This is a genomic window from Salinicola aestuarinus (assembly GCF_003206645.1).
Lineage (GTDB): Bacteria > Pseudomonadota > Gammaproteobacteria > Pseudomonadales > Halomonadaceae > Salinicola > Salinicola aestuarinus.
Genome location: NZ_PZJP01000008.1, coordinates 364,638 through 389,961 on the forward strand (window position 1 = coordinate 364,638; position 25,324 = coordinate 389,961).

A 25,324-nucleotide genomic window follows, 5' to 3' on the forward strand; every position below is an offset into this window, starting at 1 on the left:
AGATCAACTTCGCAGTACGGCATCAAATCGAACCTGGGTTTGCTCGACCACTGCCGCGATTAACTGGTTGATTTCTTCGTCATTGAGAGTGCGCGAAGGATGTTGCCAGGTCAAGCCTAGCGCGATGCTCTTGTAACCAGGCTCGACTCCCTTGCCTTGATAGACATCGAACAGCTGCGCCTGGGTCAACCACTCGCCCGCCTGTTCTCGAACGGTTTCCATGATCGACCCTACGCTGGCCTTCTCCTCGACGACGAACGCCAAGTCGCGGCGGACTTCAGGAAAACGCGACAGCGGCGAGAATTCGGCGACACGGCCTGCGACCAATGCCGCCTGTTCGATCTCGAAAAGATAGACTTCTGGTTTGATACCCAACTGCGACTGAAGCGAGGGGTGTAACGCGCCGATCCAACCCACCGGTCGATCGTCCCGATAGAGCCGCGCACAGCGACCGGGGTGGAGCGCGGGATGGGCTTCGGCCACGAATCGCCACCGGCTCGATTCCCCACTCAGCGCGATGAGTGACTCCACATCCCCCTTGAGATCGAAGAAGTCGAACGCGTCGCGACGCGCACTCCAGCCTTCGACGTCACGTGACCCACAAATCGCTCCCCCAAGCATCGACGGCTGCTCGAGGTCGTCCAGCGCACCGCGAAACACGAGCCCCGATTCGAACAGGCGAATCCGCGTCTGCTGGCGATTGAGGTTATGCATCAACGCCTTGAGCAGCCCCGGAAATAGGCTATGTCGCATGACCGACATATCGCTCGAAATCGGATTGGCCAGCTCCGGCGATACGCTTTCCGGCGTGACCATTGCCTGTAGCTCTGGAGAGACGAAACTGTAGGTAATCGCCTCCTGGTAACCCCGAGAGACCAGATGGCGACGCAGCCGACCCAGCGGCTGCGTCGCTTCATGGTCCGGCGCCAACGCCAGTCGCGCTTGCGGGCGACGAACCGGCAGCCGATTATAGCCGTGGATTCTCGCCAGCTCTTCAATCAGGTCTTCTTCGATCGCGATATCGAAACGCCAGGACGGCGCTTCCACACGCCAGCCGTCAGCAACCACGGCCACGTTAATGCCCAGCCGAGCAAGAATGTCCTCGACTTCGTCGGCGGGCAGCGCGACGCCCAGACAGGCATCGAGCCGCTCGCGCCGAAGATCAATGTGGGCGGCCGGCGGCAGACGATCACCTCCGGTTTCAACCACGGGGCCGGGGCGACCACCGACGATCGAGATCAACAGCGCCGTGGCACGCTCCATCGCAGCCTCGACAAGCTGAGGATCGACCCCTCGTTCGAAGCGATGCGAGGCATCCGTGTGCAGTCCATAGCGCCGCGCCGTGCCGGCCACGGCCAATGGCGTGAAAAAAGCCGCCTCGATGAAGAGATGGCGAGTGTCCCGAGTCACTCCGGAAGCCACCCCGCCCATGACACCAGCAATGGCCAACGGTCCGCTGCCATCGGCAATGACCAAGGTCTCGCTGTCCAGCGCCACATCCTGTCCATCGAGCAGGGTCAGCGATTCACCGTCGGCGGCCAACCGCACCTCGATAGCAGAGGTCAGACGCTCGCGGTCGAAAGCGTGGAGCGGCTGACCCAGCTCGAGCATCACGTAGTTGGTGACGTCAACGGCGGGATCGATCGTGCGGATACCACTGCGCCGCAGCCGTTCCGACATCCAGAGCGGCGTCTCGGCCGTCAGATCGACATCCTCAAGCATACGACCGAGATAGCGCGGGCAGCGATCACCCACCTTGATGCTTACCGAGAAGCACGCATCCGTCTCAGCTTCGACCGGCTCGACACTTGGCGCTGTCACGCGCTCGCGGGTCAGAACACCCACTTCTCGCGCCATACCGCGAACGCTGAGACAGTCGCCGCGATTGGGCGTCAGATCGACCTCGATGGTGTGATCATCGAGCTGCATCCAGTCGCGGAAGTCGGCGCCCACAGGAGCGTCCTCGGGCAAAACATGGATCCCCGCCGAACGCTCCTCTTCCAAGCCTAGCTCGGAAGCGGAGCAGATCATGCCGCGGGACTCGACGCCACGAAGCTTGGCCTTCTTGATCTTGAAATCATCCGGCAGCACGGCGCCAACCCGGGCGAAAGGCACCTTTTGACCTTCCGCGACGTTGGGCGCACCGCAAACAACCTGAACGGGGTCACCGCTACCGTCATCGACCTGACAGACATTGAGTTTGTCGGCGTCGGGGTGCGGCGCCTTGGCAATCACTTTAGCGACCACCACGCCTTGAAATTCGGTACCGACCGATTCGACCGCGTCGACCTCGAGGCCCGCCATGGTAACGGTATCGGCTAGCGGCTGTGTCTCCAGTGCGGGAGAAACCCACTCGCGCAGCCACGCTTCAGAAAACTTCATCTTGCGACTCCTTGGGCGCGTGGGTCAGTTGAACTGGCGCAGAAAGCGCAGATCGTTATCGAAAAACAGGCGTAGGTCGTTGACGCCGTAGCGCAGCATGGCAAGCCGCTCTGCTCCCATGCCAAAGGCAAAGCCGGTAAACCGCTCGGCATCCACGCCGGCATGCGAGAAGACCGCCGGATGCACCATTCCGCAACCCATCACTTCAAGCCATCCGCTGCGAGAACAGACACGACAGCCTTCACCGCGACACATCACGCACTGGATATCCACCTCAGCGGAGGGTTCCGTGAAGGGAAAGTACGACGGACGGAATCGAACTTCGAGATCGTCTCTCTCGAAAAACGCCTGTAGGAAGTCGGCGATGGTGCCCTTGAGATCGGCAAAGCTCACCCCCTCGTCCACCAGCAGGCCCTCGACCTGATGAAACATAGGCGTGTGCGTGAGATCGGAATCGCTACGGTAAACCCGGCCCGGGCAGACGATGCGGATCGGGGGTTCCTGGGACTGCATGGTCCGCACCTGCACCGGGGATGTGTGCGTGCGGAGTAGGCGCTTGGCATCGAAATAGAAGGTATCGGCCATCCCGCGAGCCGGATGGTGAGCGGGGATATTCAGGGCTTCGAAATTGTGAAAATCGTCCTCGATTTCCGGGCCAACAGCGACGTCGAAACCGATGCGCTGAAAGAGCCCTTCGATCCGCTCGAGCGTTTTGGTGATGGGATGCAGGCCACCGCCCGGCTCTCCACGACCCGGCAACGTCACGTCGACGCGCTCGGCATCGAGCCGAGACGCCATTTCGGCCTGCTCCAGCGCCTGTTTACGGGCATCCAGTTCCTGCTGCAGCAGCTGCTTGGCTTCATTGATGCGCTCACCCGCCGCAGGTCGGTCCTCGGCAGGCAACTTCCCTAGACCTTTGAGTAGCGCCGTAATCTCGCCTTTCTTGCCCAAAAATCGCACCCGAACCTGATCGAGTGACTGCGCGTCTTCGGCCGCGGCGATCGCCGCTTTCGCCTCGCTAACCAGGGCGGGAAGATGGTCCATCCGTCGAGCTCCGCTTATCTTTCGTTACGCTCTGCCGAAACCGTCAATCCAACGACACGGCACAAAAAAACAGGGGAAGAGCGGCTGCCCTTCCCCTGTATCGGTCATAGCTCACGCCACCCGGTTTCCCAGGTGACCAGCCGGACTCGTTTACGCAGCCTTGGCTTTCTCGACAAGCGCCGTAAAGGCAGCCTTCTCGTGAACGGCCAGATCGGCCAGCACCTTACGGTCGATCTCGATACCCGCCTGCTTGAGGCCAGCGACGAAACGGCTGTAGGACATGCCGTTGTTGCGAGCTGCAGCATTGATACGAGTGATCCAGAGCGCGCGGAACTGACGCTTTCGCTGGCGGCGGTCGCGGTACGCGTACTGACCAGCTTTGATGACGGCCTGCTTGGCAACGCGGAAAACACGCGAGCGTGCTCCGTAATAGCCCTTGGCCTGCTTCATGACTTTCTTATGACGGCGACGTGCAACGACGCCACGCTTAACGCGGGACATAGCTTTCTCCTGACTTTAAAAAATGACGACCAAGGGTCAGAGGTTGGGCAGCATGCGCGTGACCAGCTGCTTGTCGGCAGCGTGGATCTGCTTCATGCCACGCAGCTGACGCTTACGCTTGGTGGACTTTTTGGTCAGGATGTGACTACGAAAAGACTGCTTGTGCTTGAAGCCATTGGCAGTCTTCTTGAAGCGCTTAGCCGCGCCACTGTTGCTCTTAACTTTTGGCATGAGTTGAACTCCACTCTGCTTTTTTAGGAAACCCGAGGCCGAATGGGCCGGATTGGACCGACCCACCCCGTTCGACTTGCCCGCGGATCACTTCTTCTTAGGCGCTATGATCATGATCATCTGCCGACCTTCCATTTTCGGGAAGGATTCGACAGCCGCCATGTCTTCAAGATCGTTGGCGATCCGTTCCATCAGCCGACGGCCAATGTCCTGGTGTGCCATTTCACGACCTCGGAAACGTAGCGTGACCTTACCTTTGTCGCCAGCTTCGAGAAAGCGAGTCAGGTTCTTCAGCTTGACCTGATAATCGCCCTCGTCAGTACCAGGCCGGAACTTAACTTCCTTAACCTGAATCTGTTTGGTCTTCTTCTTCTGGGCAGACTTCTGCTTCTTCTGCTCGAAGAGGAATTTACCGTAGTCCATGATCTTGCAGACGATGGGATCGGCGTTGGAAATCTGTACGAGATCCATGCCAACCTCTTCGGCTCGCTGCAGCGCGTCCTGCATAGGAACCACGCCAACCTGCTCACCTTCGCTGTCGATGAGACGAACTTCGTCTGCCCGGATACGGTCATTGATGGGCGCACGCTTCTCTTGAGGACGCCCGCGCTGATTATTTCGCTTGATCGTTAGATCTCCATCTGGCGATTAACGTTGCTGCCTAGTGTTGATCCTGACGGTTCGCTCGATGGAGCTCCTCGAGGAGCGCGTCGATCGGTAGCGAGCCCAGATCTTCACCAGTTCGAGTGCGCACGGCGACGGCACCCGACTCGATCTCCTTGTCTCCCACTACGAGGAGGTAAGGAATCTTCTGCAGCGTATGCTCACGGATTTTAAAGCCGATCTTCTCATTCCTCAAGTCCGCTTCCACCCGGAAGCCCGCTTCACGCAGGCGTTTTAGCAGGTTTTCGGCATATTCACGCTGGGAGTCCGTGATATTGAGGACGACGGCCTGGACCGGCGCCAGCCAGAGCGGCAAGGCGCCGGCGTAGTGCTCGATGAGGATGCCGATGAAACGCTCCATCGAGCCAACGATGGCGCGGTGCAACATAACCGGCACCTGACGGGAGCCATCCTCGGCCACATACTGCGCACCGAGACGATCGGGCATCATGAAATCGACCTGCATGGTGCCGACCTGCCACTCACGACCCAGGCAGTCCTTCATATGATATTCGATCTTGGGGCCGTAGAACGCCCCTTCGCCCGGCAGCTCTTCCCAGGCAACGTCGCAATTGCCCAGCGCCGAGCGCAGAGCGTTTTCAGCGCGGTCCCAGTTCTCGTCGCTACCCAGCCGCTTCTCGGGGCGCAGCGCGATCTTGACCGCGATGTCATCGAAGCCGAAATCGCCGTAGACCTTGAGAGCTTGACGGTGAAAGGCAGCCACTTCCGCCTCGACCTGATCTTCGGTGCAGAAGACGTGGCCATCGTCTTGGGTGAACGCCCGCACTCGCATGATACCGTGAAGGGCACCCGACGGCTCGTTGCGATGACACCCCCCAAACTCGCCGTAGCGCATCGGCAGCTCACGGTAACTGCGCAAGCCTGAATTGAAGACTTGCACGTGGCCCGGGCAGTTCATCGGCTTCAGCGCATATTCACGCTTTTCGGATTCGGTAAAAAACATGTTCTCGGCATAGTTGTCCCAGTGCCCTGACTTCTTCCAGAGTGAGACATCCATGATCTGCGGACACTTGATCTCTTGGTAGCCGCCGATTTTGTAGACATTCCGCATGTACTGCTCGACAGCCTGCCAAAGCGTCCACCCGCGGGGGTGCCAGAAGACCATGCCGGGCGCTTCTTCCTGCATGTGGAAGAAGTCGAATCGACGCGCCAGCTTACGGTGGTCGCGTTTCTCTGCCTCTTCCAGGCGCTGAAGGTAAGCCTTGAGCGCTTTCTTGTCCGACCAGGCCGTGCCGTAGATGCGAGTCAGCATCGGCTTGGACGCATCCCCGCGCCAGTAAGCCCCCGCCAGCTTGGTGAGCTTGAACGCTTTCAGATGACGAGTATTGGGGACGTGGGGCCCCCGACACATGTCGATATATTCTTGGTGATGGTATAGCCGGATGGTGTCGCCTTCGGCGATGCCCTCGACGATCTCCTGCTTGTAGGGCTCGTCTCGCGACTCGAAGGTCTGCAGCGCTTTCGGCTTATCCACGTACTCACGTACGACGTCATAATCTTGATCGATCAGCGCCTTCATACGCGATTCGATCGCCTCCAGCTCCTCGGAAGAAAGGGAAGCACCGAAGTCGACGTCGTAATAGAACCCATTGTCGATGACCGGGCCAATCGCCATCTTGGCCGACGGGTAAAGCTGCTTGATCGCGTGCCCCAGCAAGTGGGCGCAGGAGTGGCGAATGACATCCAGCCCCTCAGCATCACGAGCGGTGAGAATGGCGACGCTGGCGTCGCGATCAATGATGTCAGCCGCGTCAACTTCGACGCCATCTATTTTACCGGCAACACAAGCTTTGGCGAGGCCGGGGCCGATCGATTCGGCCAACTGCATGATGCTCAACGGCGCGTCGAATGTTCTCTGAGTACCGTCCGGCAGGGTCACGATAGGCATGCATGAATCCTTACGCTCAGTGGTGGTCCCTACCAAGGATCACTTGAGCTCAAAATAGGTCGATTTCACCTTTCAAAGGCGCTCGCATACGGGCGAGTCGGATCGTGCGAAAGGCTTAAAGAGGGTTTGCGGGCTTGTCTTGGCCCCGCAGGTAGGCAAGCGTATCAGCGCGGTGCGACGTTTACCAACACGCCGCGAAGGGTCATCAGCCAACGAATTCAGCAACATGACAAGCAGAAAAGAAAAAGGGCGCCCGAAGGCGCCCTCTTGGCTCACATCGTGAAGCGAGGAGTGATTATTCCCACTCACCCAGTTCAACACGACGGTTCTCGGCACGACCTGCAGCAGTATCGTTGGTCGCGATCGGCTGCTCTTCACCGTAGCCGATAGTAGTGATGTTGTCGCCGTTGAAGCCCTTGTTGACCAAGTAAGCTTTAACGGAATCAGCGCGGCGCTGCGACAGATCCTTGTTGTAGGAAGCCGAACCGATGGAGTCAGTGTGACCTTCCAGACGGATGCGGAGCTGGTCGTTGGACATCAGCTTGCTGGAGACGCTATCCAGAATGGATTCGGCACTGGAGGTCAGCTGCGCGGAATCGAACTCGAAGTTGACGTCGCGGAGCACGAGGTCTTCTTCACAGCCCAGCGAGTTGACTTCGGCACCGGCCGGAGTGTTCGGGCACTGATCCTGATAGTCCGGCACGCCGTCGCCGTCTGAATCCAGCGGGCAACCTTGTGCGTTGACTTCGACGCCGGCCGGGGTACCCGGGCACTGGTCCATGTAGTCCGGCACGCCGTCACCGTCGGTGTCGAGCGGGCAACCCACCGCGTCGACAGCCACGCCAGCCGGCGTGTTCGGGCACTGGTCACGGTCATCAGGCACGCCGTCGCCATCGCTATCGAGGACGTCGGAGCCGTAGTCTGCGCACAGCAGGGCACCGGCAGTCGCGCCAGCAACGCCGCCAATCGCCGCGCCATTGTCTTCGTCGGACGTACCGCTGGTAGCGTAACCCAGGCCACCGCCAATCAGGCCACCTGCAACACCACAGACGAAGGGCGAGTTGTACCACGCCTGATCGGACGAGCTGCCGGTGGATTCCATGCCGGAACTGGCACAACCAGAAAGACCGACTACCAAAGCAGAACCCAGTAGTAGGCCAGTCGTTGATTTTTTCATGTAAGACTCCTTCTTAACACAGCGCTAGTCGTAACGGGCGTTACCCAGCGGCTTCGAGTATAGAAGCCGATTTCGTTGGGAGAAAGGCTTTCTCTCTCACGAAGACAAAGAAATCTTGAACGATGAATTTCCTCACCATTTCAAGTCTCGGCCAATGTTCCCATCGCCCTTTCTTTGCAGCTCCATAACAGCATTGTCGATTCCACTGCGGGTTTCAACCCGAGTCGGGAAACACTGTTCTTTTTTAGCACCATTTGCCGGATTGGCAAAGCTTATTGAAGAATAAGTTACCCACCGACCCCAGCCCAACCCAAGGATGTCGTCGCCTGGCGACACCGGCTGCAAGTCAGCCCCTGCGCCCGCCTTATCACGCACCGGTCTGCAGGGTGAAACCTTGCTCATAGACCCCGCGCTCGCGCCATTCACGACACAAACGGCCGAGTTCTGCCGCGCCATTTTTCAGCGACTGCGCATGCTCATGGGCAATCGCTTCCCGCGCCTGATCCTCGCGATGCCGCTGGCGAGGCGACAAGGCATTCCGAGCCTGGTGCGTCTTCAGGTGGGCGGCTCGCTCCTGAACGGTCGCGAAGACACTCAGGGGCTCTTGCTGCACCAGTCGCGTATCGATGATATCCAGTAAAACGCGGCAGCGTAGCGCCCCTTCAACGGGGTCGATCTGCTCGTCGACCATCGCCTTGGCGATGGCTTCCAGGCTGTCGACGCAGTTTCGGTTCGCCCGGATCGCTTCGTCGCGACTGAATGCTTCGCGGCGCCGAACCTCTCGCCAAAGCCGTCGCGCGTACCAGGCAAGAGCGGCCAACACGCAGAGCCCCGCGGCTGCCACCATCATCGTCATCGCAGTGGACATGTTTTCGATCGCCTTTTGATCCGTGTGAGTCTTCGAACATCGCTGTCCGGTCACCAGGCCTTTCGCCAGGCGCCTTCGAGGCTAGCACAGGCCACGAAGCCCGGATTCAACAGCGACGCCTTCGTGTTGTAGCGAAGCGGCGACCAGTCGTGAGTCTCGACGAGACTACCGCCGGCACCTTCGAGAACCGCTTGGGCCGCCGCCGTATCCCATTCGCTGGTGGGCCCGAAGCGGGGATAGAGATCCGCCCGACCGCCGGCAATGAGACAGCATTTCAAGGAGCTTCCCAATGTAGTCACTCGCACACCGGGAATGGCATCGATCAGGCGCTGGGCCTTCGCACCGCGGTGAAACCGACTGACAACGACTCGCGGTGGCTCAGCCGGCGCAACGCTAAGGGGTGACCAGTTCGCGCCCGGCGCGGCTTGATGCCATGCTCCTTCGCTGGGGCGGCCCAGCCACACTTCACGCGTCCGGGGCTTCTCGACGACGCCAAGAATGGGCCGATGGTCGTGAATGAGGGCGACATTGACCGAATACTCATCGGACCCTCGCAGATACTCCTTGGTCCCGTCGAGCGGGTCGATCAACCAGTAGGTCGACCATTGACGCCGCGTTTGCCATGGCACCGAAGCCGATTCTTCGGAAAGGACTGGCCACCCCGGGACACCAAGACGCGTGAGACCCTCGACAAGACAGGAGTGAGCGGCAAAGTCCGCGGTGGTAACCGGGCTATCGTCATCCTTGATCTGCGTTCTCAGCTGCGAATGCGCGACCTCTTCGATCGCATCGCCTGCCTGGCGACAGAGTGCAACGACCGCACTCGACAGTGACCCGAGGGACGCTGCGATTACCTCATCCTGGTGATGTAACACGCCACAAAACTCCCGATGGTGCGCTACCGACAGGCGCCGATGCGCGAGACAGAACGCCAATGGTATTCGACCAAAGACTAAGGCGCGAGAGATCGCTGGCGCCTGAGTCTTACGTAGACTATGCCTGCTTCATACTCTCCGGGAACAAGGACGAATCTTGATGACGGAAGCAACCGACACGCAAAATTCACCACCCTCGACGGCGGCGAGAGTTGGGCTGATTCTAGGCCCCTTATGGATATTGCTTACCCAGTTACTCCCTGCGCCGGGCGGTCTGGAGCCCGCTGCCTGGCACTGCGTGGGATTGGCCCTGCTTCTTGCTACCTGGTGGGCCACTGAGGCGATCCCGATTCCCGCCACTTCGTTGCTGCCAATTCCTCTCGCCCCCGCGCTCGGTATTGCCGACCTCGAGAGTACGGCGGCGAGCTACGCCAACCCGACGATTTTCCTCTTCCTCGGCGGATTCCTGCTGGGCCTGGCGATGCAACGTTGGAATCTACATCGACGCATCGCACTCAAGATCCTGACGCTGGTCGGTCAGAAGCCCAAACAGCAGATCGGCGGTTTCATGCTAGCCACTGCCTTCATCAGCATGTGGGTCTCCAACACGGCAACCGCCATCATGATGCTGCCGATCGGCATGTCCGTGGTCTCGCTCTTTACCAGCGACGACGATGACGAGGTGAAGCGCTACGCAACCGCCCTCCTCCTGGCGATTGCGTATTCGGCCAGTATTGGCGGTGTCGCGACCCTGATCGGCACACCGCCGAACGCCATTCTAGCCGGTTACCTATCGAGCGAGCAGGGAATCGAACTCGGCTTTGCCCAGTGGATGATCGTCGGCCTGCCCGTCAGTATCGCCATGATCGTCATCGCCTGGTGGTGGCTGACGCGTCAGCGGTTCGATCTCAGGCTGGATTCCGACGACAGTGACGACGATGTCATCGGTAATGAACTGCGTAAGCTGGGCAAACTCAGTCCCGCAGAGACCCGCGTCGGTATCGTTTTTCTGCTGGCGGCGATCGCCTGGGTGACGCGCCCGCTACTCAACGACCTCGGGGTCGCCTGGCTCTCCGATACCGCCATCGCGCTGCTGGCCGGCGTCGCGCTGTTCCTCATTCCCAGTGGCAACGAGCGCCATCGTCCGTTGATGCTATGGGAGGACGCCAAGGAGCTGCCGTGGGGCATTTTATTGCTGTTCGGCGGCGGGCTCGCGCTGGCAGGCGCGATCAGCAGCTCCGGGCTTGCCGACTGGATCGCCGAGCAGCTGAGCGTCTTTGGCGCCCTGCCGCTGGTCCTGCTGATTGGCGCCATCGCACTGGTCATCATCTTTCTCACCGAGCTGACTTCCAATACCGCGACCGCGGCTGCGTTCCTCCCACTGCTCGGGGCGCTGGCGATCTCCCTGGACGTTGATCCGCTATTGATCACCGCCCCGGCGGCGATCGCGGCCAGCTGCGCCTTCATGATGCCAGTGGCGACGCCGCCCAACGCGATCGTCTTCGCGACTGGCCACATGAAAATCCAATCAATGATCCGCGCCGGCTTTTTCCTCAACCTCGTGGGAACGGTCGTGGTCACCCTCATTACCATGACGCTGATCGAATGGCTGTGGCTGTAAGTACCGGCCTGGTTCCGATGGGCTGCAGCACTGACCCGCCATGGAGGATGAGGTAGAGAGAGTTCGCGCCCGGCTCGAGAAGCCGACGAGAATCGGATCGAGCCACCGGCTGGCGCGGCTTTCGCAACTCATTGAAAAAAAGCCCAAACACACGCTTTTCATTTCCGTAAACGCAGGGTAGTATACGCTGCGTTTCGGGGAGACCCGGAAGCAGATCGGAGCGTGGCGCAGCTTGGTAGCGCGCTGCAATGGGGTTGCAGAGGTCGCAGGTTCGAATCCTGTCGCTCCGACCAGATATAGAGAAAGGGCTATCGACGCTGTCGATGGCCCTTTCTTTCGTTTGGCCCGCCTCTTATTCGTCAAGTCGACCTTGTCGGCATCATGCCAGAGCCCGAACGTCATGCCACTGATCGTCGGAATGAGCATTCTCCTGGGGTGTCAGTTTCTGGGCGAGCTCACCAGCCGCGCCCTGTCACTCCCGATACCCGGCCCCGTACTCGGTATGGTGATCCTGCTGGCCGCACTCCTGATACGCGGTGGCGTGCCCGCCGGGCTGCGCAGCATGGGCGAGGGACTACTGAAATACCTGACCTTGCTCTTCGTTCCCGCCGGCGTGGGGCTGATCGAACACTTCGATCTGATCAGTCGCGAGTTCTGGACGCTGATTATCACCCTCGTCGTTTCCTCAGCCATCACACTGCTTGTCACCAGCCAGACGCTCAAGGCTTTGACTCGGCGCCGGCGTGACGATGAGGCGTCTCGATGAGCGGCCTCGGTGACGTCTGGGTCTATCTCTCGGCCAGCCCTCTACTGCACCTGCTGGCGACGCTTCTCGCCTTTCTTATCGCGAGCCGAATCAACCGTCTGGCGGGCGGTAACCCCGTTTTCCATCCGGTGATTATTGCGATCGCCCTGCTCATCGGCTTTCTCACGCTGACGCAAACCGATTACCCAACCTATTTCGAGGGCGCGCAATTTCTGCACTTTCTACTCGGTCCGGCGACCGTGGCACTGGCGATCCCGCTTTACGATCATCGTGAGCGGGTACGACGCATGCTGCTGCCGATCGCCATCGGCACCCTCGTCGGCGTCACGACCGCGATCGTATCGGCGGTGGGGATCGCGCTGACCCTCGGCGCGGGCCGGGAGACCGCACTCACTCTTGCGCCGAAATCGGTGACGTCCCCCATCGCCATGGGGATCGCAGAGAAAATCGGCGGCATTCCCTCCCTCGCTGCGGGCCTGGTACTGCTCACCGGCGTCATTGGTTGCATCATCGGCCCCTGGATCTTTCGCTGGACCCGGATCACCGACCCGACGATTCGCGGTTACACCTTGGGGCTATCCGCTCATGGCTTCGGCACCGCTCACGCCTTCGCCAACTACGGGGCCGTCGCCGGCGCGTTCTCGGGACTGGCGATGGGGCTGTCGGGCCTCGTCACCGCCTTCGTATTGCCTCCGATCGTCCATTTACTAGGCATTTGACGTCGGTGTTCAGCCCGCCCGTCTTGGCTCACTGCACCAGCGACAGCAGCGCATCATCGTCGTCGGTCAGGTGCGCGTACATGGCGTTGAGGTCGAACCCGCGGGCGACGAGAAGATCCTCTGCCACCTCACGAGCCACGCCGTTCCCGCCGGTCTTATGGCAGACGAAGTCCGCCTGCTCGCGCACCAGAGGATGCGCATCTCGCGGGGCGTAGGCGACTCCCACTCGCTGCATCACGGGAATATCGATGACGTCGTCACCGACAAAGCCAATCTGCTCTGGCGGGATCCCCGTGCTCTCAACGATCTGTTGCAGCGCATCGAGCTTGCGCTGAAAGCCCGTCTTGATGACATCCATGCCGAGCTGGTTCGCCCGCGTCAACAGCGGCGCGCTCGACTTCGCCGAAAGCACACCGCTTTGAATGGCATGATGACGCAGCAGGCCCACCGCAATACCGTCGTGCACGTTGAAGGGTTTGAGCGCCTCACCATCGGGGCCGATGAGCAGCGTGCCATCGGTGAGCACCCCGTCGACGTCGAAGAGGATCAGCGCGAGCTCGGCGCGACGGTCGGTCCGGGCCATCAGCGGATCTCGACCGGCGAAAAGCCCTTGACCAGATCGTCGATCGCCTTGATCTGCGCAAGGAAAGGCTCGAGCTTGTCGAGTGGCAGCGCGCTCGGGCCATCGCAACGCGCCCGATCCGGATCGGCGTGAGCCTCGAGAAAGAGACCTGCCAGGCCAACGGCCATGCCCGCCCTTGCAAGTTCCAGGGCCTGCTGGCGCCGACCGCCGGAGGCCTCGCTGGTGGCATCGCGACGCTGAAGGCTATGCGTGACATCGAAGATGACCGGCGCCTGCTGACTCACCGCCATCATCTCGCGGAATCCGAGCATGTCGACAACCAGGTTGTCATAACCGAAGCAGGTGCCCCGCTCACACAGTACGATCTGCTCGTTGCCGGCCTCAGCACATTTGTCGACGATGTTCTTCATCTGTCCGGGGCTGAGAAATTGAGGCTTCTTGACGTTGATCGGTCGGCCGGTGCGCGCCATGGCGACGACCAGATCGGTCTGCCGCGCCAGAAAGGCAGGTAGCTGGATGATATCCGCGACCTCGGCGACAGGCGCGGCCTGCTCGATCTCGTGGACATCGGTGATGACCGGCACCCCAAAGGCCTGCTTGACCGAGTCGAGGATTCTCAGCCCCTCCTCCATGCCCACGCCGCGAAAGGAGTGGATCGAAGAACGGTTGGCCTTGTCAAAGCTCGCCTTGAACACGTAGGGGATGTCGAGCGAGCGGGTCACCTCGACATAGGCCTCGCAAGCCTTCAGCGTACTGTCCCGGTCCTCGAGCACATTGATCCCGCCAAAGAGCGTGAACGGTCGATCATTGGCTACCGGGAGACCGGCTATCGAAACGGACTTCATCGCGCTACCTCTCTTCAACTCTTGCGGTTCGAATGCTCGGATCGAATCTCGGCATCGTTTCGTTCGCGAGTATCCCCAAAAACCCTTTCCGGCTCCAGCTCGATGCCCGCTATCGTGACGGTACGGCTTGGCCGAGGGCGGTCGCGCGCGCAACGCTATCCAGCAGCGAGGTGACATCGATTGCCGGATCCGGCGAGCCCTTGACGCCGAGCGCGCTACACTGGGTTCACTCTCATCGCGCCCGGTCAGGAGCCCATGCCATGACGGAGCCCTCGGTCATGCCAACGCCGACATCAGTCGCGCCTGTCGTCGACTCGACGGCCGGAGCGAACGTGACGGCCGCCAGCAGCGCGACCGCCGTGGGAGCAAGCGCGTTGACGCCGACCGAGTGCCGACGGGCCCGACTGGCGAGGGATGCGCGCTTCGACGGGCGCTTCTTCATCGGCGTCAGCACGACCGGTATCTTCTGTCGGCCGATCTGCGCGGCCACGCCGCCGCTGGAGCACAACGTGCGCTATTTCGACAGCGCGATTGCCGCCGTCGGCGCGGGTTTTCGCCCCTGCCTGCGCTGTCGTCCCGACAGTGCCCCGGGCTCCAGCGCCTGGCGCGGGGTGGAGACGACGTTAACGCGCGCCCTGCGCCTGATTCACGAAGGCGAGCTGCAACGGGGAAGCGTCGGCGGCCTCTGCTCGCGTCTGGGAATCAGCGAGCGCTATCTGCGCCATCTTTTCCAGCACCGCTTCGGCGTGGCTCCCAAGGCTTACGCGCTGTACCGCCAATGTCTTTTCGCCAAGCAGCTGCTTCACCAGACAACACTTCCCGTCACTCGCATTGCCTATGCGAGCGGCTTTTCCAGCCTTCGCCGCTTTAACGACGCTTTCAAACGCCAAATGACAATCGCGCCGACCGATATCCGACGCGACGCCTCGAGTGACGATGCCTTGACACTGAAACTCAGCTATCGCCCGCCTTACGCGTGGGAGCGACTACGCCACTTTCATCGACTCCACGTGATCGATGGGCTGGAATGGATCAACGAGCACGCCTACGGGCGCACGTTGCTTATGGGCGCAGTCAGAGGCGAGTTCACCGCCGTCCATGTCCCGGCGCACCATCGTTTCGACGTCACCGTCAAACTGGATGACCTGAGTGTGCTCGACTCAGTGGTTCAGAGAATTCGTCAGGTCCTGGATCTCGATGCCGACATCACCACCATCGAGAATCATCTGCAGTCCGCGTTGCCTACGCTGGCCCTGCAACACGGCTTGCGCATCCCCGGGCTCTGGAGTCCTTTCGAAGCCGGGGTCCGGGGCATTCTCGGCCAGCATGTCTCCATCGCCGCAGCGACTCGACTGATTCAGCGACTGGTGGACGAACTCGGCGATGGCCACGCCAACAGAGAGGCTGATGCCCCAGGAACACATGACGCCTCGAGTCTTACGCGCCGCGACTTTCCGACACCAGAAGCGGTTGCGCAGAGCGACCTGGCCTTTCTCGGCATGCCCGCCCGCCGTCGTGAGACACTCATTCGCTTCGCCAGCGCCTACCGTGACGCTGAGATCGGTGATGACCCCGACGACTGGACGCAACTCAAGGGAATCGGTCCCTGGACCGCGGCCGTTGCCCGGTTTCGCGGCCTCAACGACCCCGACGTATGGCTCGCCGGCGACGTCGGCATCAAGCGAGCGCTCAGGGGGCTCGAGTCTCCCGTTGAGCCGACAGCCGCCGCCCCCTGGCGGAGTTATTTAACGCTGCAACTCTGGAATGCCGTGATATGACCCAGCTATCGATTGAAACGTCACCCGACGCGCTGGCGGACCCGCCGACCAGGCCAGTACGACCGGGCGTTAGTTCCTCCTCGATGGCACGCGACTACTTCGTGCCGCCGAGTGATGCGTGGCCGGGTGCGCTTGAGATTCGCGCCGACACGACCGGCATTACACGCATCGACTTTGTGTCACAGCGCCAATCGGCTGCGCGGCCGAGCAAACTGACCCAGGAGTGCGCGCGTCAACTCCAGGCGTATTTTGCCGGCGAGCTCGAGCGCTTCGAACTTGCCCTGTCACCTCAGGGTACGGATTTCCAGCAACGCGTCTGGCAAGCACTCGCCGCCATACCTTGGGGCGAGACGAAAAGCTATCGGGAACTCGCCGTTGCCATCGAACACCCGACCGCTTCACGCGCCGTGGGCATGGCCAACGCTCGCAATCCGCTACCTATAATCGTCCCTTGTCATCGTGTCATCGGCACCGATGGAACGCTGACCGGCTACGCCGGTGGGCTCGCACGCAAACGGTGGCTGCTTGAGCACGAGGGGTGGCGCGAAACACCGCACAGGGGATCGCGGCGCTGAACACGTTCGCATGGCACACTCATTCACCCGAGTCGCGGCGTCCTCTAAATGGCACAGGCTCTTCCATCGGCTAGCCGATGCACGGCACCATTCACGCTATTCTCGCCACTGCCTTGGGTGCCCCCATGTCGCGCGCTTTTTCCTCTCCTCCCCGCTTGCAGCTACGACTCGCTGTCGCCGGTGACGTCGCCGTTGGGCCAGGCAAGATCGCTCTGCTCGAGGCGATCGAGCGACACGGGTCGATCGCTGCCGCCTGTCGGGAGATGGGCCTCAGCTACAAGAAGGCCTGGCGACTGATCGAAACGATGAACCGGCACCTGGAGCGCCCGGTGCTGGAAACTCGCGCCGGCGGCAGCCAACGCGGCGGCGCCGTCGTCACATCTTCCGGGCAAGTGCTTGTCGCCCGGTATCGCGCGCTCACCCAGGCCGTCGCCGCGCTCCCCGAAGCCGAGCAGCTAGTAGCTCTCATGGCACTGCCCGACGCGACCGACGCGACCGACGACACGCCGACCGATGACGCGTCGTCGACCTAGGCCCGTGCCGGCTAACCATTACATCGCTCGATCTCTCCTCGACCGAGACTCAAGCGATGACTATAGTGGTCCCGCTATTTCCACCCATACATAGCGGGAATTCGTATGTCATCTCTTCGCTACTCGCCTGCGTCATTGTTAGCACTCACCTTGACCGTTCTTGTCACGCCACTGAACGCGCAGGCAGGCGAAACGGTCCAGGTCTATGCCGCGGCCTCGCTGACGGATGCGATGGACAGCGTCATCGCCCGCTACGAATCGAATCATGACGTCGACATCGTGCCGGTCTACGCCTCCTCGTCGACGCTGGCCCGTCAGATCGCCAATGGCGCCCCGGCAGCGATCTACCTCTCCGCCAACGAGCAATGGATGAACTGGCTGGCCGAACAGGACACGCCCATTCAGCAGCGGATGGATCTTCTCGACAATCGTCTGGTGCTGATCGCCCCAGACGACAGCGATTTGAGCACCACATCGCTCGACGGCAGCCAGCAGTTGGTCTCGCTACTCAAAGATGGCGAGCGCCTGTCGGTGGGCGATACCGATCACGTACCCGCCGGCATTTACGCCAGGCAGGCACTGACATCGCTTGACCAATGGACGGCATTGGCGCCTCGATTGGCCAACGGCGACAACGTCCGCGCCGCCATGGCCCTGGTCGAACGCCACGAGGCGCCGCTGGGTATCGTCTATCAGACGGATGCAGCAGCCAGCGACGGGGTGAAGACACTGGGCGTCTTTCCTGATGCCACCCACGATCCCATCACTTACCCCATGGCGATCGTCAGCGCTCAACCCAGTGAGGCGACTCAGGCGTTTCGGGCGTGGCTGGCTGGCGATACGGCGCGTTCACTCTTTTCAGGCTACGGCTTTACGCCGGCCAGCGCCGACTGACTGTGATGCTTTCCGAAGCCGAATGGCAGGCGATAGCACTCAGCCTGAAGATCGCCGGCACCGCCGTTGGCTGGATCGCGGTTCCCGGCATCGCCCTGGCCTGGCTGCTGGCACGGCGCGAGTTCCGCGGCAAGGCATTGCTCGATGGCCTGATACACCTCCCATTAGTTCTACCGCCGGTGGTGGTCGGTTACTTGCTGCTGCTCTCACTGGGGCGTAGTGGCTGGCTTGGGCAATGGCTTTTCGAGACATTCGGCGTGTCGCTGCCGTTTACCTGGCAGGGCGCGGCGGTCGCGGGCGGCGTCATGGCGTTTCCTCTACTGGTGCGAGCGGTGCGACTCTCGCTGGAGGCGGTCGACCCCAAACTCGAGGCGGCGGCGAGTACGCTCGGCGCCAATCGGCTGCGTGTGCTCTTCACGATTACGCTACCGCTGGCCATCCCCGGGCTGCTAACCGGTACCGTGCTGGCATTTGCCCGCGCGCTTTCGGAGTTTGGTGCGACCATCACCTTTGCCTCCAACATTCCCGGAGCGACACGCACTTTGCCGCTGGCGCTCTACACCCTGATTCAGACGCCGGGTAAAGAGAACGCCGCCGCCAGGCTCTGCGTCATCGCGGTTGCCATCGCCATGGTCTCGCTGATCGCTTCCGAATGGCTGGCTCGCCGTGCCCGGTTGCGTCTGCAGGAGCGAGACCTGTGAATCGACGAGACGCTTGCGGCGGCGTTCCGGCGGCGACGACACCCAATGCGCTCTCCTGCGAGGTTCGCAAGCGCCAAGGCGCCTTTTCGCTGAACGTCTCTCTCGACGTGCCGGCCAGTGGCGTCACTGCGCTCTTCGGTCCTTCCGGTAGCGGCAAGACCACCCTGCTGCGCTTGATGGCCGGGCTCGATCGCCCGGATAGCGGTCGTGTGACACTGGGGGAACGCGTTCTGGCCGATACGGCGCGCGGCGTCCATCTGCCGATTCACCACCGGGGGCTCGGCGTGGTGTTTCAGGAAGCCCGGCTGTTTCCCCATTACCGCGTCCGAAGCAACCTGACCTACGGCATGCCGCGCGATGGCCGTTCAAAATTCGACGACCTCGTCGCACTGCTCGGTATCCAGCACCTTCTCGATCGCATGCCCGGCATGCTATCCGGCGGCGAGGCACGACGAGTGGCGATCGGGCGCGCCCTGCTTACCGGCCCGCGGCTGCTGCTGATGGATGAGCCTCTCACCGGTCTCGATGGCGAGCGAAAAGGAGAGCTGCTTCGTTATCTGGTACGACTCACGCGGGAAATCGACATCCCGGTGGTCTACGTCAGCCACGACCCAGCCGAGATCACCGCGATCGCCGATCACCTGGCGGTTCTGGAAGACGGCCAAGTCGCCGCCTACGGCGAGCTGGACGCACTCATGCTAAGGCTGGACCTGACGCAGCGCCTCGGCGGATTCGATGCCGCCACGCGCCTGACAGGCAAGGTGATGGCTCATGACCCGCATTATGCGTTGACCGATGTCGGATTGGCTGACGGTCAGCGACTGCGCGTGCCGATGCTCGACCTCTCACCGTCAAGCCCCGTGCGCCTTCGTGTTGGGGTCCGGGACGTCGCAATAGCGCTACGCATGCCAACGAACACCAGCTATCGCAATGGCTTGTGGGCCACTGTTGAAGCGATGATGCCCTCGGATCACGAACCGAGCGCCATGGAGTTGCGACTCGTTATCGGCACGCAGCGACTCCGCGCCCGTCTAACGCGACAGGCCTGTGACGAACTTCAGATCATTCCTGGTAAAAAAGTCGTGGCGTTGATCCGTAGTGTTTCATTTGATGACACCCTCGAGCCTATCAATTAGTTATCTAGTTCAACTGAATTAATACGGCTTAAAAGTAACGTTTTGTAGTATTTGAGGGTTTAAGTCATTTCTTATTAGCGAGCTTGATTGGTAAGCGTTTACAATACGCACCAGGAGCTCGGCTAGCAGGGAAGCGGCCTCATGGAGGAGGCACCGTAGCGCAGGATCTTCGTCAGGGATGGCGTCCAGGGAGAGACGATCGCACGCGAAAAGGATGTCGCCGGACTTTCAGGAAGAGGCTCGACGGGATGTCGAGTGCGAAGGGAATCGCATCCGCATTCGCGCGGATAATCGCTTGAACCGCCACTATCGCCCCGCTCGCCAATCTATCCCCCCATCGACTTCTTGTGTGATTCCGTCATTGCAGCCTGTTCATTACTTGGCCTTGCATTGAATCGATCAGTGCGCGTTGTTGTTATTCATGACACTTAACGGGGCAGGCCAGGTGCCATTTCCTGCGGCAAGCGGCTGCCTTCACCCAAACTTATTCTCCCATTATACTCGGGCCTGACCTCAAGCCGCCTGCGGCAATCGCTAAAGAGGTCCCAGAACCACCTCTGGATTCATTCGACAGTGAGCGGCGCCCTTTGGCCGTCGCCTACCAGCCGAGCGCGCATGACTACCCAGCAAACCTTACTCCGGGGACCGCTTTTCACCTGCCTCGATGACCCGGGTGAAGAGATCATCCCTGCCCCCGGCAGCACGCGCTATCTCGACGACGGCGCCATCTGGATCGTCGATGGACGGATTCACGCCGTAGAGCCTTTCGCGGTACTCGCCGATCACCTTCCGGCCGAGATCGATATCGTCGACTATCGCGACAAGCTGATGATGCCCGGCTTCATCGATAGCCACGTGCATTACGTGCAGCTCGACGTCATGGCCTCCTATGGTCGCCAACTTCTCGACTGGCTCAACGACTACACTTTCCCCGCCGAATGCCGATTCGCCGACGAGGCGTTTGCCAGCGCCGCCGCCGAGCGCTTCCTGAATGAACTGTTACGTGTCGGGACGACCACTGCACAGGTCTTCTGTTCGTCGCACCCCATTTCAGTAGACCGGTTCTTCGAGGCCAGTGCGCGCCGCCGCCTGCGCATGATCGCAGGCAAGGTACTGATGGATCGCAATGCGCCGGAAACCTTGATCGATGACACCCTTGGCAGCATTCGCGACAGTGAACGGCTGATTGCGGATTGGCACGGGCGAGATCGACTGTCTTACACGCTGACTCCGCGCTTTGCACCGACGTCGACTCGCGAGCAGCTCGACGCCGTTGGCGGCGTTCTGCGCGATGCGCCGGATCTCCATCTCCAGACACATTTGTCGGAGAATCGCGGTGAGATTGCCTGGGTGGGAGAGCTCTTTCCCGAGCGACGGGACTACCTGGACGTTTACGAGCATTACGGGCTCGTGGGGCCGAGAAGCACCTTCGCTCATGGCGTTCACCTCGATGCCAACCAACGCCGTCGACTGGCCGAGCGTGGCGCCAATGTCGCTTTCTGCCCGACGTCGAACCTATTTCTCGGCAGTGGCCTGATGGATCGCATCGCATGCCGCGAAGCGGGACTGGCGACCTCGCTGGCCAGCGATATCGGCGCCGGCACCTCGCTGTCGGTTTTTGGGACCTTGCAGGGTGCCTATCAGGTCGGTGCCCTTCTGGGTCAAGCGCTGACCGGCTGGCAGGGGTTTTACCAGGCAACGCTGGGTAATGCGCGGGCGCTGCATCTGGAGGCTAACATCGGCACGTTGCAAGCCGGTCACGAAGCCGACATCGCAGTGCTCGACCCGAATGCCACGCCGCTGCTGTCGCGCCGGCTTTCTCAGGCCGAGACACTGAGTGAAAGGCTCTTCGCCCTGATGATGCTGAGCGATGACCGCACCATCAGCGCCACCTGGGCCGACGGGCGGCAAGTCCATACCCGCTGAGCCCGCGATGGATAAGAGTCTGATGAGGGCGCCACTCACCGGCTAGCGGGATCATCCGCTACTATCGACGGTTCACCGACCATCGCAGAGGGGCCTGTCAGTCGCGGTGATACACGTCGTCGTAACGCTCGATATCGTCTTCTCCCAGATAACTCCCGCTTTGCACTTCGATCAGCTCGAGCTGAATCTTGCCCGGGTTTTCGAGACGATGAATCACGCCCAACGGGATGTAGGTCGACTGATTTTCTTCGAGCAGGAAGGTGTCATCTCCGCGGGTGACGCGTGCCGTGCCCCGCACGACGATCCAGTGTTCGGCCCGATGAAAGTGGCGCTGCAGGGAAAGCCGGGCGCCGGGTGCCACGCAGATCTGCTTCACCTGGTAGCGGTCAGCGGCATGAATGCCGTCGTAACTGCCCCAAGGACGGTGGACGCGGCGATGCTGATTCCATTCCGGGCGGCCTACACGCTTGAGCGATTCCGCCAGCGTCTTGACGGCCTGCGCTGACGCTCGCGGCGCCACCATGACCGCATCCGCCGTCTCGACGATCAGCAGATTTCTCACGCCAACCGCAGCCACTAATCGGCTCTCCGCGTAGATCAGGCTGTCGCCAACGTCCTCGATCATCACATCGCCGTCGAGCGCATTGCCATCGGGGTCCTTGTCCGCGATCTCCCATAGCGATTCCCAGGAGCCGACGTCCGACCATCCCGCATCCAGGGCCACGACACTGGCATCCGGTGTGCTCTCCATCACGGCGTAGTCGATCGATTCCGATTCGCAGCGCGCAAAGGCCTCAGCGTCAAGCCGCAGGAAGTCCAGATCCGATGCTCGTCCTCTCCAGGCAGCCGATACCGCAGCGAGCATTGCCGGTCTTTCGATTGAAAGCGTTTCGAGATAGCGATCCGCGCGCATCATGAACATGCCGCTATTCCAGAGATGTCGCCCCCCTGCGAAATAGTCGGCCGCCACGGCGGGCGCCGGTTTTTCGATGAAGCGAATGACGGGCACCGCAGCGTCGGCCGCCGGCTCTTCAGCCTCGATGTAACCGTAGCCGGTCTCGGCGCGGGTAGGATGGATCCCAAAGGTCACAAGCTTGCCTGTCTGAGCCGCGATCCGCGCGGGTTCCAGCGCGGCCAGCAGTGCTTCTGGCTGGGCGATGGCGTGATCTGCCGGCAGCACTAGCAGCATCGCCTCTTCGTCTCTCTCCAGAGCGGCGAGCGCGGCAACCGCGATCGCTGGCGCAGTATTGCGCATCATCGGCTCGAGTACGATCTCGGCGCGCTGGTTGACCGCCCGGAGCTGCTCCGCGACCAGAAACCGATGAGACTCCTGACAAATCACGATGGGATCGCCGGTGGCAGCCGGCTTCAGGCGCGAGAGCGTCTCGACGAGCATGCTCTGCTCTCCCACGACCGGTAAAAACTGTTTGGGATAGCTCGCACGCGAAACAGGCCACAGTCGCGTGCCGGCACCCCCTGCCAGTATCACGGGTATCAGCATTGCTTCGCTCGCCTTCGCCGGAAATGTAAGAGCGGTTCAACGACGCACCGCCTGCGTCGTTGCCATGAGGCGTGGGTCATTGCCTGACCGGTCATTCGCCAGAATGTCAGCCGAGCGAACTTCTGGAAAGACTAGCAATATTCAAAAGACCGTGCGCATGACCTGCAGCGATTCATTTCGACGGCACCCACTTGCGGCAGCCTACGCTCGTTGAGCCGAACGTTATCGCGTGGTGTCATCGATGCGGCGTCACTCAAGCGTTGCGACGACTCCTGATCAGAGCTGCCTTTGGGAGCTTGGCTGCCATAAGGATAAGGGCCGTCACAAGTCATCTCCTCTCGACTCATCTGCCATTATTATTGTCGATGCGACCTAATGCCGCAGACTCAGCGGCAGGTCTAAAATCTATCAATTGACTCAATAAAATTTCAACTGAACTGTTTGCACTCAACGAGTGTTTCAACCAAGTGGCGAACGCTCTCTCGCGACAGAGCGTATTCCTCCATCAGCAACGACAAGCGCGTTTCGAAATCGGGGCTTTCCGGGGGGGGAGACGTTGGGAGTGGCGAGGAGCCATCCATATCTCTCAGTGCTTGAGCGAAAGCATCGTCAATTTCTCGAAACTTACGGAGTTTTTCTCGTTCATCCATCGGGCGGGGTTTATTGAAGCGTTCGTTCGCGGCCATAGCGTAAAAGATCAAACCCTTGATTGGCGTGAAGGGATCGCAGCCGCCGATACACGCAGGAGCGATGACCGGGATATCGAAACCTCCTGCGCTCGCGGCATGCCACGGGACGACCAAGCATAGACGAAGTTGGCATCGAAATCATCCGACATGTCTGGTGCGCGTCCCCTAGGCTACCCGTCGTGGCTCGTGGTGGAATCAAACGCCATGATGTTGGGTACCGCGAAAAAAAACGCTCACCCGGAAGGATGAGCGTTTTTGATCGTTCAGTCGCCAAGCCGGATAATACCCGGACCGACGAGGGGTGCCTCAATCTTCGGTGCGGACCACCCAGGATTCGACGGTTTCGCTACCGTGCTCATCCTTCCAGGCTTTGAGTGTCTTGTGGTTACCCCCACGTGTCTCGACGACCTCTCCGCTATTCGGATTCTTGTAGATTTTCAGCTTGCGCTTCCGGCGACCACCCGTGCTTTTGCCAGACTGCTGCGCCGACCCGTTCGACTCCGGCTTCGGCCCCAGCAGCTCGATGACATCGGCGGCCGATTTGCCGTATTCGGTCATCAGTGCTTCCAGCTTCTCTTTGAACTCGAGCTCGGCCTTGAGACGCTGATCGCCTTCCATCTGCTTGAGCTCTTGCTCGAGCTGCTTGAGAAGTTGTTCTTTTTTGACGTAGTCACTGAGTAGGGACATTATCGGTTTCCGTTGCGTTGTAGAACCATAGGCGCACACATTATTGCCAGATGACGTTAATATGCAAGCCTTTGAACAGTGTAATTCTCACCCGACTCTCATTTCGAGCGATATTACGCCTGGTTCGCGATAGCGGATGCTAAAAACGTCAGACTGAACCGCATTTGAAACCCATTTATCCTTGTAACGTCAGCGCTGCGTTTACACGCTCTCATTTACCCGCCACTTCCCTTTCGATCCTGGCTATCGCGATTTCAAGCGAAAGTCATTCATGGCTTATGGGTGGACAACATTGCTCAGTCTGGGTTCGCGTCGACTGTCGGTCACGCTATCCGGCCATGATGGCCGGGCGCTGGCGTCGGTACAACGCGTGGTCGTCGTTCGCCTCGGCCAGTCGGCCAATCGGCCAGTCGGCCATCATCGAGGTGACCAAGTCCACCCAGCGTCATCAAGAGGGATGAGAGCAATCCCGCCTATCCCTCACCGACGGCAATACGCTCGTTCCTACTGCTTGATTGTCGAAATCGCGACCGGGGTATCTTTCCCCCTGTCCATTTGCCCGCGTGGCTTCTGAATTCGACTGTGGCTCTCCGGCTTGCGCGTCTCATTGGCACCTATGATTGGATCCCAAGCCTTTGGGACACCGTCGTCGTCGACATGAGGCTTTGTCGCCACTATTGCCTAGCAGCCCTGGCGGCGTATCAAAAGCACGGACGGTGA

At 60.7% G+C, this 25,324-nt stretch carries 23 protein-coding genes and 1 tRNA gene; 11 read left to right on the forward strand and 13 right to left on the reverse strand.

All coding sequences use genetic code 11. The features are described from left to right. Positions 1 to 3: 3 nt before the first annotated feature. From pheT to cysQ, 9 genes are all read right to left on the reverse strand, one after another. Entirely contained in the window at positions 4 to 2,382 is a 2,379-nt protein-coding gene (gene pheT / locus DOM41_RS13655) for a phenylalanine--tRNA ligase subunit beta (protein ID WP_110687402.1), read from the reverse strand. Between the two features lie 24 nt (positions 2,383 to 2,406). After that, positions 2,407 to 3,426, reverse strand: a complete 1,020-nt coding sequence (gene pheS, locus DOM41_RS13660) for a phenylalanine--tRNA ligase subunit alpha (RefSeq protein ID WP_110687403.1) — start codon at positions 3,424 to 3,426, stop codon at positions 2,407 to 2,409. A gap of 150 nt (positions 3,427 to 3,576) precedes the next feature. Beyond that, on the reverse strand, positions 3,577 to 3,927 hold the full coding sequence (gene rplT, locus DOM41_RS13665) for a 50S ribosomal protein L20 (RefSeq protein ID WP_110687404.1): 351 nt from the start codon (positions 3,925 to 3,927) through the stop codon (positions 3,577 to 3,579). Between the two features lie 36 nt (positions 3,928 to 3,963). Next, positions 3,964 to 4,158 carry a 50S ribosomal protein L35 gene (gene rpmI, locus DOM41_RS13670; protein WP_110665077.1) on the reverse strand — a complete coding sequence of 65 codons (195 nt, stop codon included), beginning with the start codon at positions 4,156 to 4,158 and terminating at the stop codon, positions 3,964 to 3,966. Between the two features lie 87 nt (positions 4,159 to 4,245). Beyond that, positions 4,246 to 4,785 (reverse strand): translation initiation factor IF-3, encoded by a 540-nt coding sequence (gene infC, locus DOM41_RS13675; RefSeq protein ID WP_110687405.1) that lies wholly within the window; start codon positions 4,783 to 4,785, stop codon positions 4,246 to 4,248. A gap of 34 nt (positions 4,786 to 4,819) precedes the next feature. After that, positions 4,820 to 6,730 (reverse strand): threonine--tRNA ligase, encoded by a 1,911-nt coding sequence (gene thrS / locus DOM41_RS13680; protein WP_110687406.1) that lies wholly within the window; start codon positions 6,728 to 6,730, stop codon positions 4,820 to 4,822. Between the two features lie 295 nt (positions 6,731 to 7,025). Then, positions 7,026 to 7,907, reverse strand: a complete 882-nt coding sequence (locus DOM41_RS13685; protein WP_110687407.1) for an OmpA family protein — start codon at positions 7,905 to 7,907, stop codon at positions 7,026 to 7,028. A 367-nt stretch (positions 7,908 to 8,274) separates the two neighbouring features. Next, positions 8,275 to 8,775, reverse strand: coding sequence for a DUF2489 domain-containing protein (locus DOM41_RS13690; RefSeq protein ID WP_110687408.1), 501 nt, complete (start codon positions 8,773 to 8,775; stop codon positions 8,275 to 8,277). Positions 8,776 to 8,825: 50 nt separating this feature from the next. After that, entirely contained in the window at positions 8,826 to 9,650 is an 825-nt protein-coding gene (cysQ, locus tag DOM41_RS13695) for a 3'(2'),5'-bisphosphate nucleotidase CysQ (RefSeq protein ID WP_223160999.1), read from the reverse strand. Between the two features lie 160 nt (positions 9,651 to 9,810). Here cysQ and DOM41_RS13700 point away from each other — a divergent pair, with 160 nt between their 5' ends. From DOM41_RS13700 to DOM41_RS13715, 4 genes are all read left to right on the forward strand, one after another. Beyond that, entirely contained in the window at positions 9,811 to 11,271 is a 1,461-nt protein-coding gene (locus DOM41_RS13700; RefSeq protein WP_110687409.1) for an SLC13 family permease, read from the forward strand. Between the two features lie 216 nt (positions 11,272 to 11,487). Next, a tRNA-Pro gene (locus DOM41_RS13705) sits at positions 11,488 to 11,564 on the forward strand. 107 nt (positions 11,565 to 11,671) lie between these two features. Then, the gene (locus DOM41_RS13710) at positions 11,672 to 12,037 is read left to right on the forward strand and encodes a CidA/LrgA family protein (protein WP_110687410.1); all 366 of its coding nucleotides are present in this window, start codon (positions 11,672 to 11,674) and stop codon (positions 12,035 to 12,037) included. Continuing rightward, positions 12,034 to 12,756, forward strand: a complete 723-nt coding sequence (locus DOM41_RS13715; RefSeq protein WP_110687411.1) for an LrgB family protein — start codon at positions 12,034 to 12,036, stop codon at positions 12,754 to 12,756. The genes DOM41_RS13710 and DOM41_RS13715 overlap by 4 nt, the downstream gene beginning before the upstream one ends. A 28-nt stretch (positions 12,757 to 12,784) precedes the next feature. Here DOM41_RS13715 and DOM41_RS13720 read toward each other — a convergent pair whose 3' ends face one another. Both DOM41_RS13720 and kdsA read right to left on the reverse strand, forming a co-directional pair. Continuing rightward, positions 12,785 to 13,339, reverse strand: a complete 555-nt coding sequence (locus tag DOM41_RS13720; protein WP_110687412.1) for a KdsC family phosphatase — start codon at positions 13,337 to 13,339, stop codon at positions 12,785 to 12,787. After that, complete coding sequence (gene kdsA, locus DOM41_RS13725) at positions 13,339 to 14,184, reverse strand: 3-deoxy-8-phosphooctulonate synthase (RefSeq protein WP_110687413.1); 846 nt, start codon at positions 14,182 to 14,184, stop codon at positions 13,339 to 13,341. Before kdsA ends, DOM41_RS13720 begins: the two co-directional genes overlap by 1 nt. 260 nt (positions 14,185 to 14,444) lie before the next feature. On the opposite strand from kdsA, the gene DOM41_RS13730 reads away from it, so the two are divergent. The 7 genes from DOM41_RS13730 (at position 14,445) to guaD (ending at position 21,727) form a co-directional block, all read left to right on the forward strand. Then, positions 14,445 to 15,962 carry a DNA-3-methyladenine glycosylase 2 family protein gene (locus DOM41_RS13730; RefSeq protein WP_245391850.1) on the forward strand — a complete coding sequence of 506 codons (1,518 nt, stop codon included), beginning with the start codon at positions 14,445 to 14,447 and terminating at the stop codon, positions 15,960 to 15,962. An 83-nt stretch (positions 15,963 to 16,045) separates the two neighbouring features. Next, positions 16,046 to 16,537 (forward strand): methylated-DNA--[protein]-cysteine S-methyltransferase, encoded by a 492-nt coding sequence (locus DOM41_RS13735; protein WP_110687649.1) that lies wholly within the window; start codon positions 16,046 to 16,048, stop codon positions 16,535 to 16,537. Positions 16,538 to 16,662: 125 nt separating this feature from the next. After that, positions 16,663 to 17,070 (forward strand): winged helix-turn-helix domain-containing protein, encoded by a 408-nt coding sequence (locus DOM41_RS13740; protein ID WP_110687650.1) that lies wholly within the window; start codon positions 16,663 to 16,665, stop codon positions 17,068 to 17,070. 105 nt (positions 17,071 to 17,175) lie between these two features. Further along, positions 17,176 to 17,964 (forward strand): molybdate ABC transporter substrate-binding protein, encoded by a 789-nt coding sequence (gene modA, locus DOM41_RS13745; RefSeq protein WP_110687414.1) that lies wholly within the window; start codon positions 17,176 to 17,178, stop codon positions 17,962 to 17,964. A gap of 5 nt (positions 17,965 to 17,969) precedes the next feature. Then, complete coding sequence (gene modB / locus DOM41_RS13750; RefSeq protein ID WP_110687415.1) at positions 17,970 to 18,665, forward strand: molybdate ABC transporter permease subunit; 696 nt, start codon at positions 17,970 to 17,972, stop codon at positions 18,663 to 18,665. Next, positions 18,662 to 19,801 (forward strand): molybdenum ABC transporter ATP-binding protein, encoded by a 1,140-nt coding sequence (gene modC, locus DOM41_RS13755; RefSeq protein WP_245391851.1) that lies wholly within the window; start codon positions 18,662 to 18,664, stop codon positions 19,799 to 19,801. The genes modB and modC overlap by 4 nt, the downstream gene beginning before the upstream one ends. Before the next feature lie 615 nt (positions 19,802 to 20,416). Next, positions 20,417 to 21,727, forward strand: coding sequence for a guanine deaminase (gene guaD / locus DOM41_RS13760; protein WP_110687417.1), 1,311 nt, complete (start codon positions 20,417 to 20,419; stop codon positions 21,725 to 21,727). A 97-nt stretch (positions 21,728 to 21,824) separates the two neighbouring features. Here the strand turns inward: guaD and DOM41_RS13765 are convergent, their stop codons facing one another. Together DOM41_RS13765 and DOM41_RS13775 are read right to left on the reverse strand one after the other, a co-directional pair. Further along, positions 21,825 to 23,228, reverse strand: a complete 1,404-nt coding sequence (locus DOM41_RS13765; RefSeq protein WP_110687418.1) for a mannose-1-phosphate guanylyltransferase/mannose-6-phosphate isomerase — start codon at positions 23,226 to 23,228, stop codon at positions 21,825 to 21,827. A gap of 995 nt (positions 23,229 to 24,223) precedes the next feature. Next, the gene (locus tag DOM41_RS13775) at positions 24,224 to 24,604 is read right to left on the reverse strand and encodes a histone-like nucleoid-structuring protein, MvaT/MvaU family (RefSeq protein ID WP_110687419.1); all 381 of its coding nucleotides are present in this window, start codon (positions 24,602 to 24,604) and stop codon (positions 24,224 to 24,226) included. Positions 24,605 to 25,324: the final 720 nt, after the last annotated feature.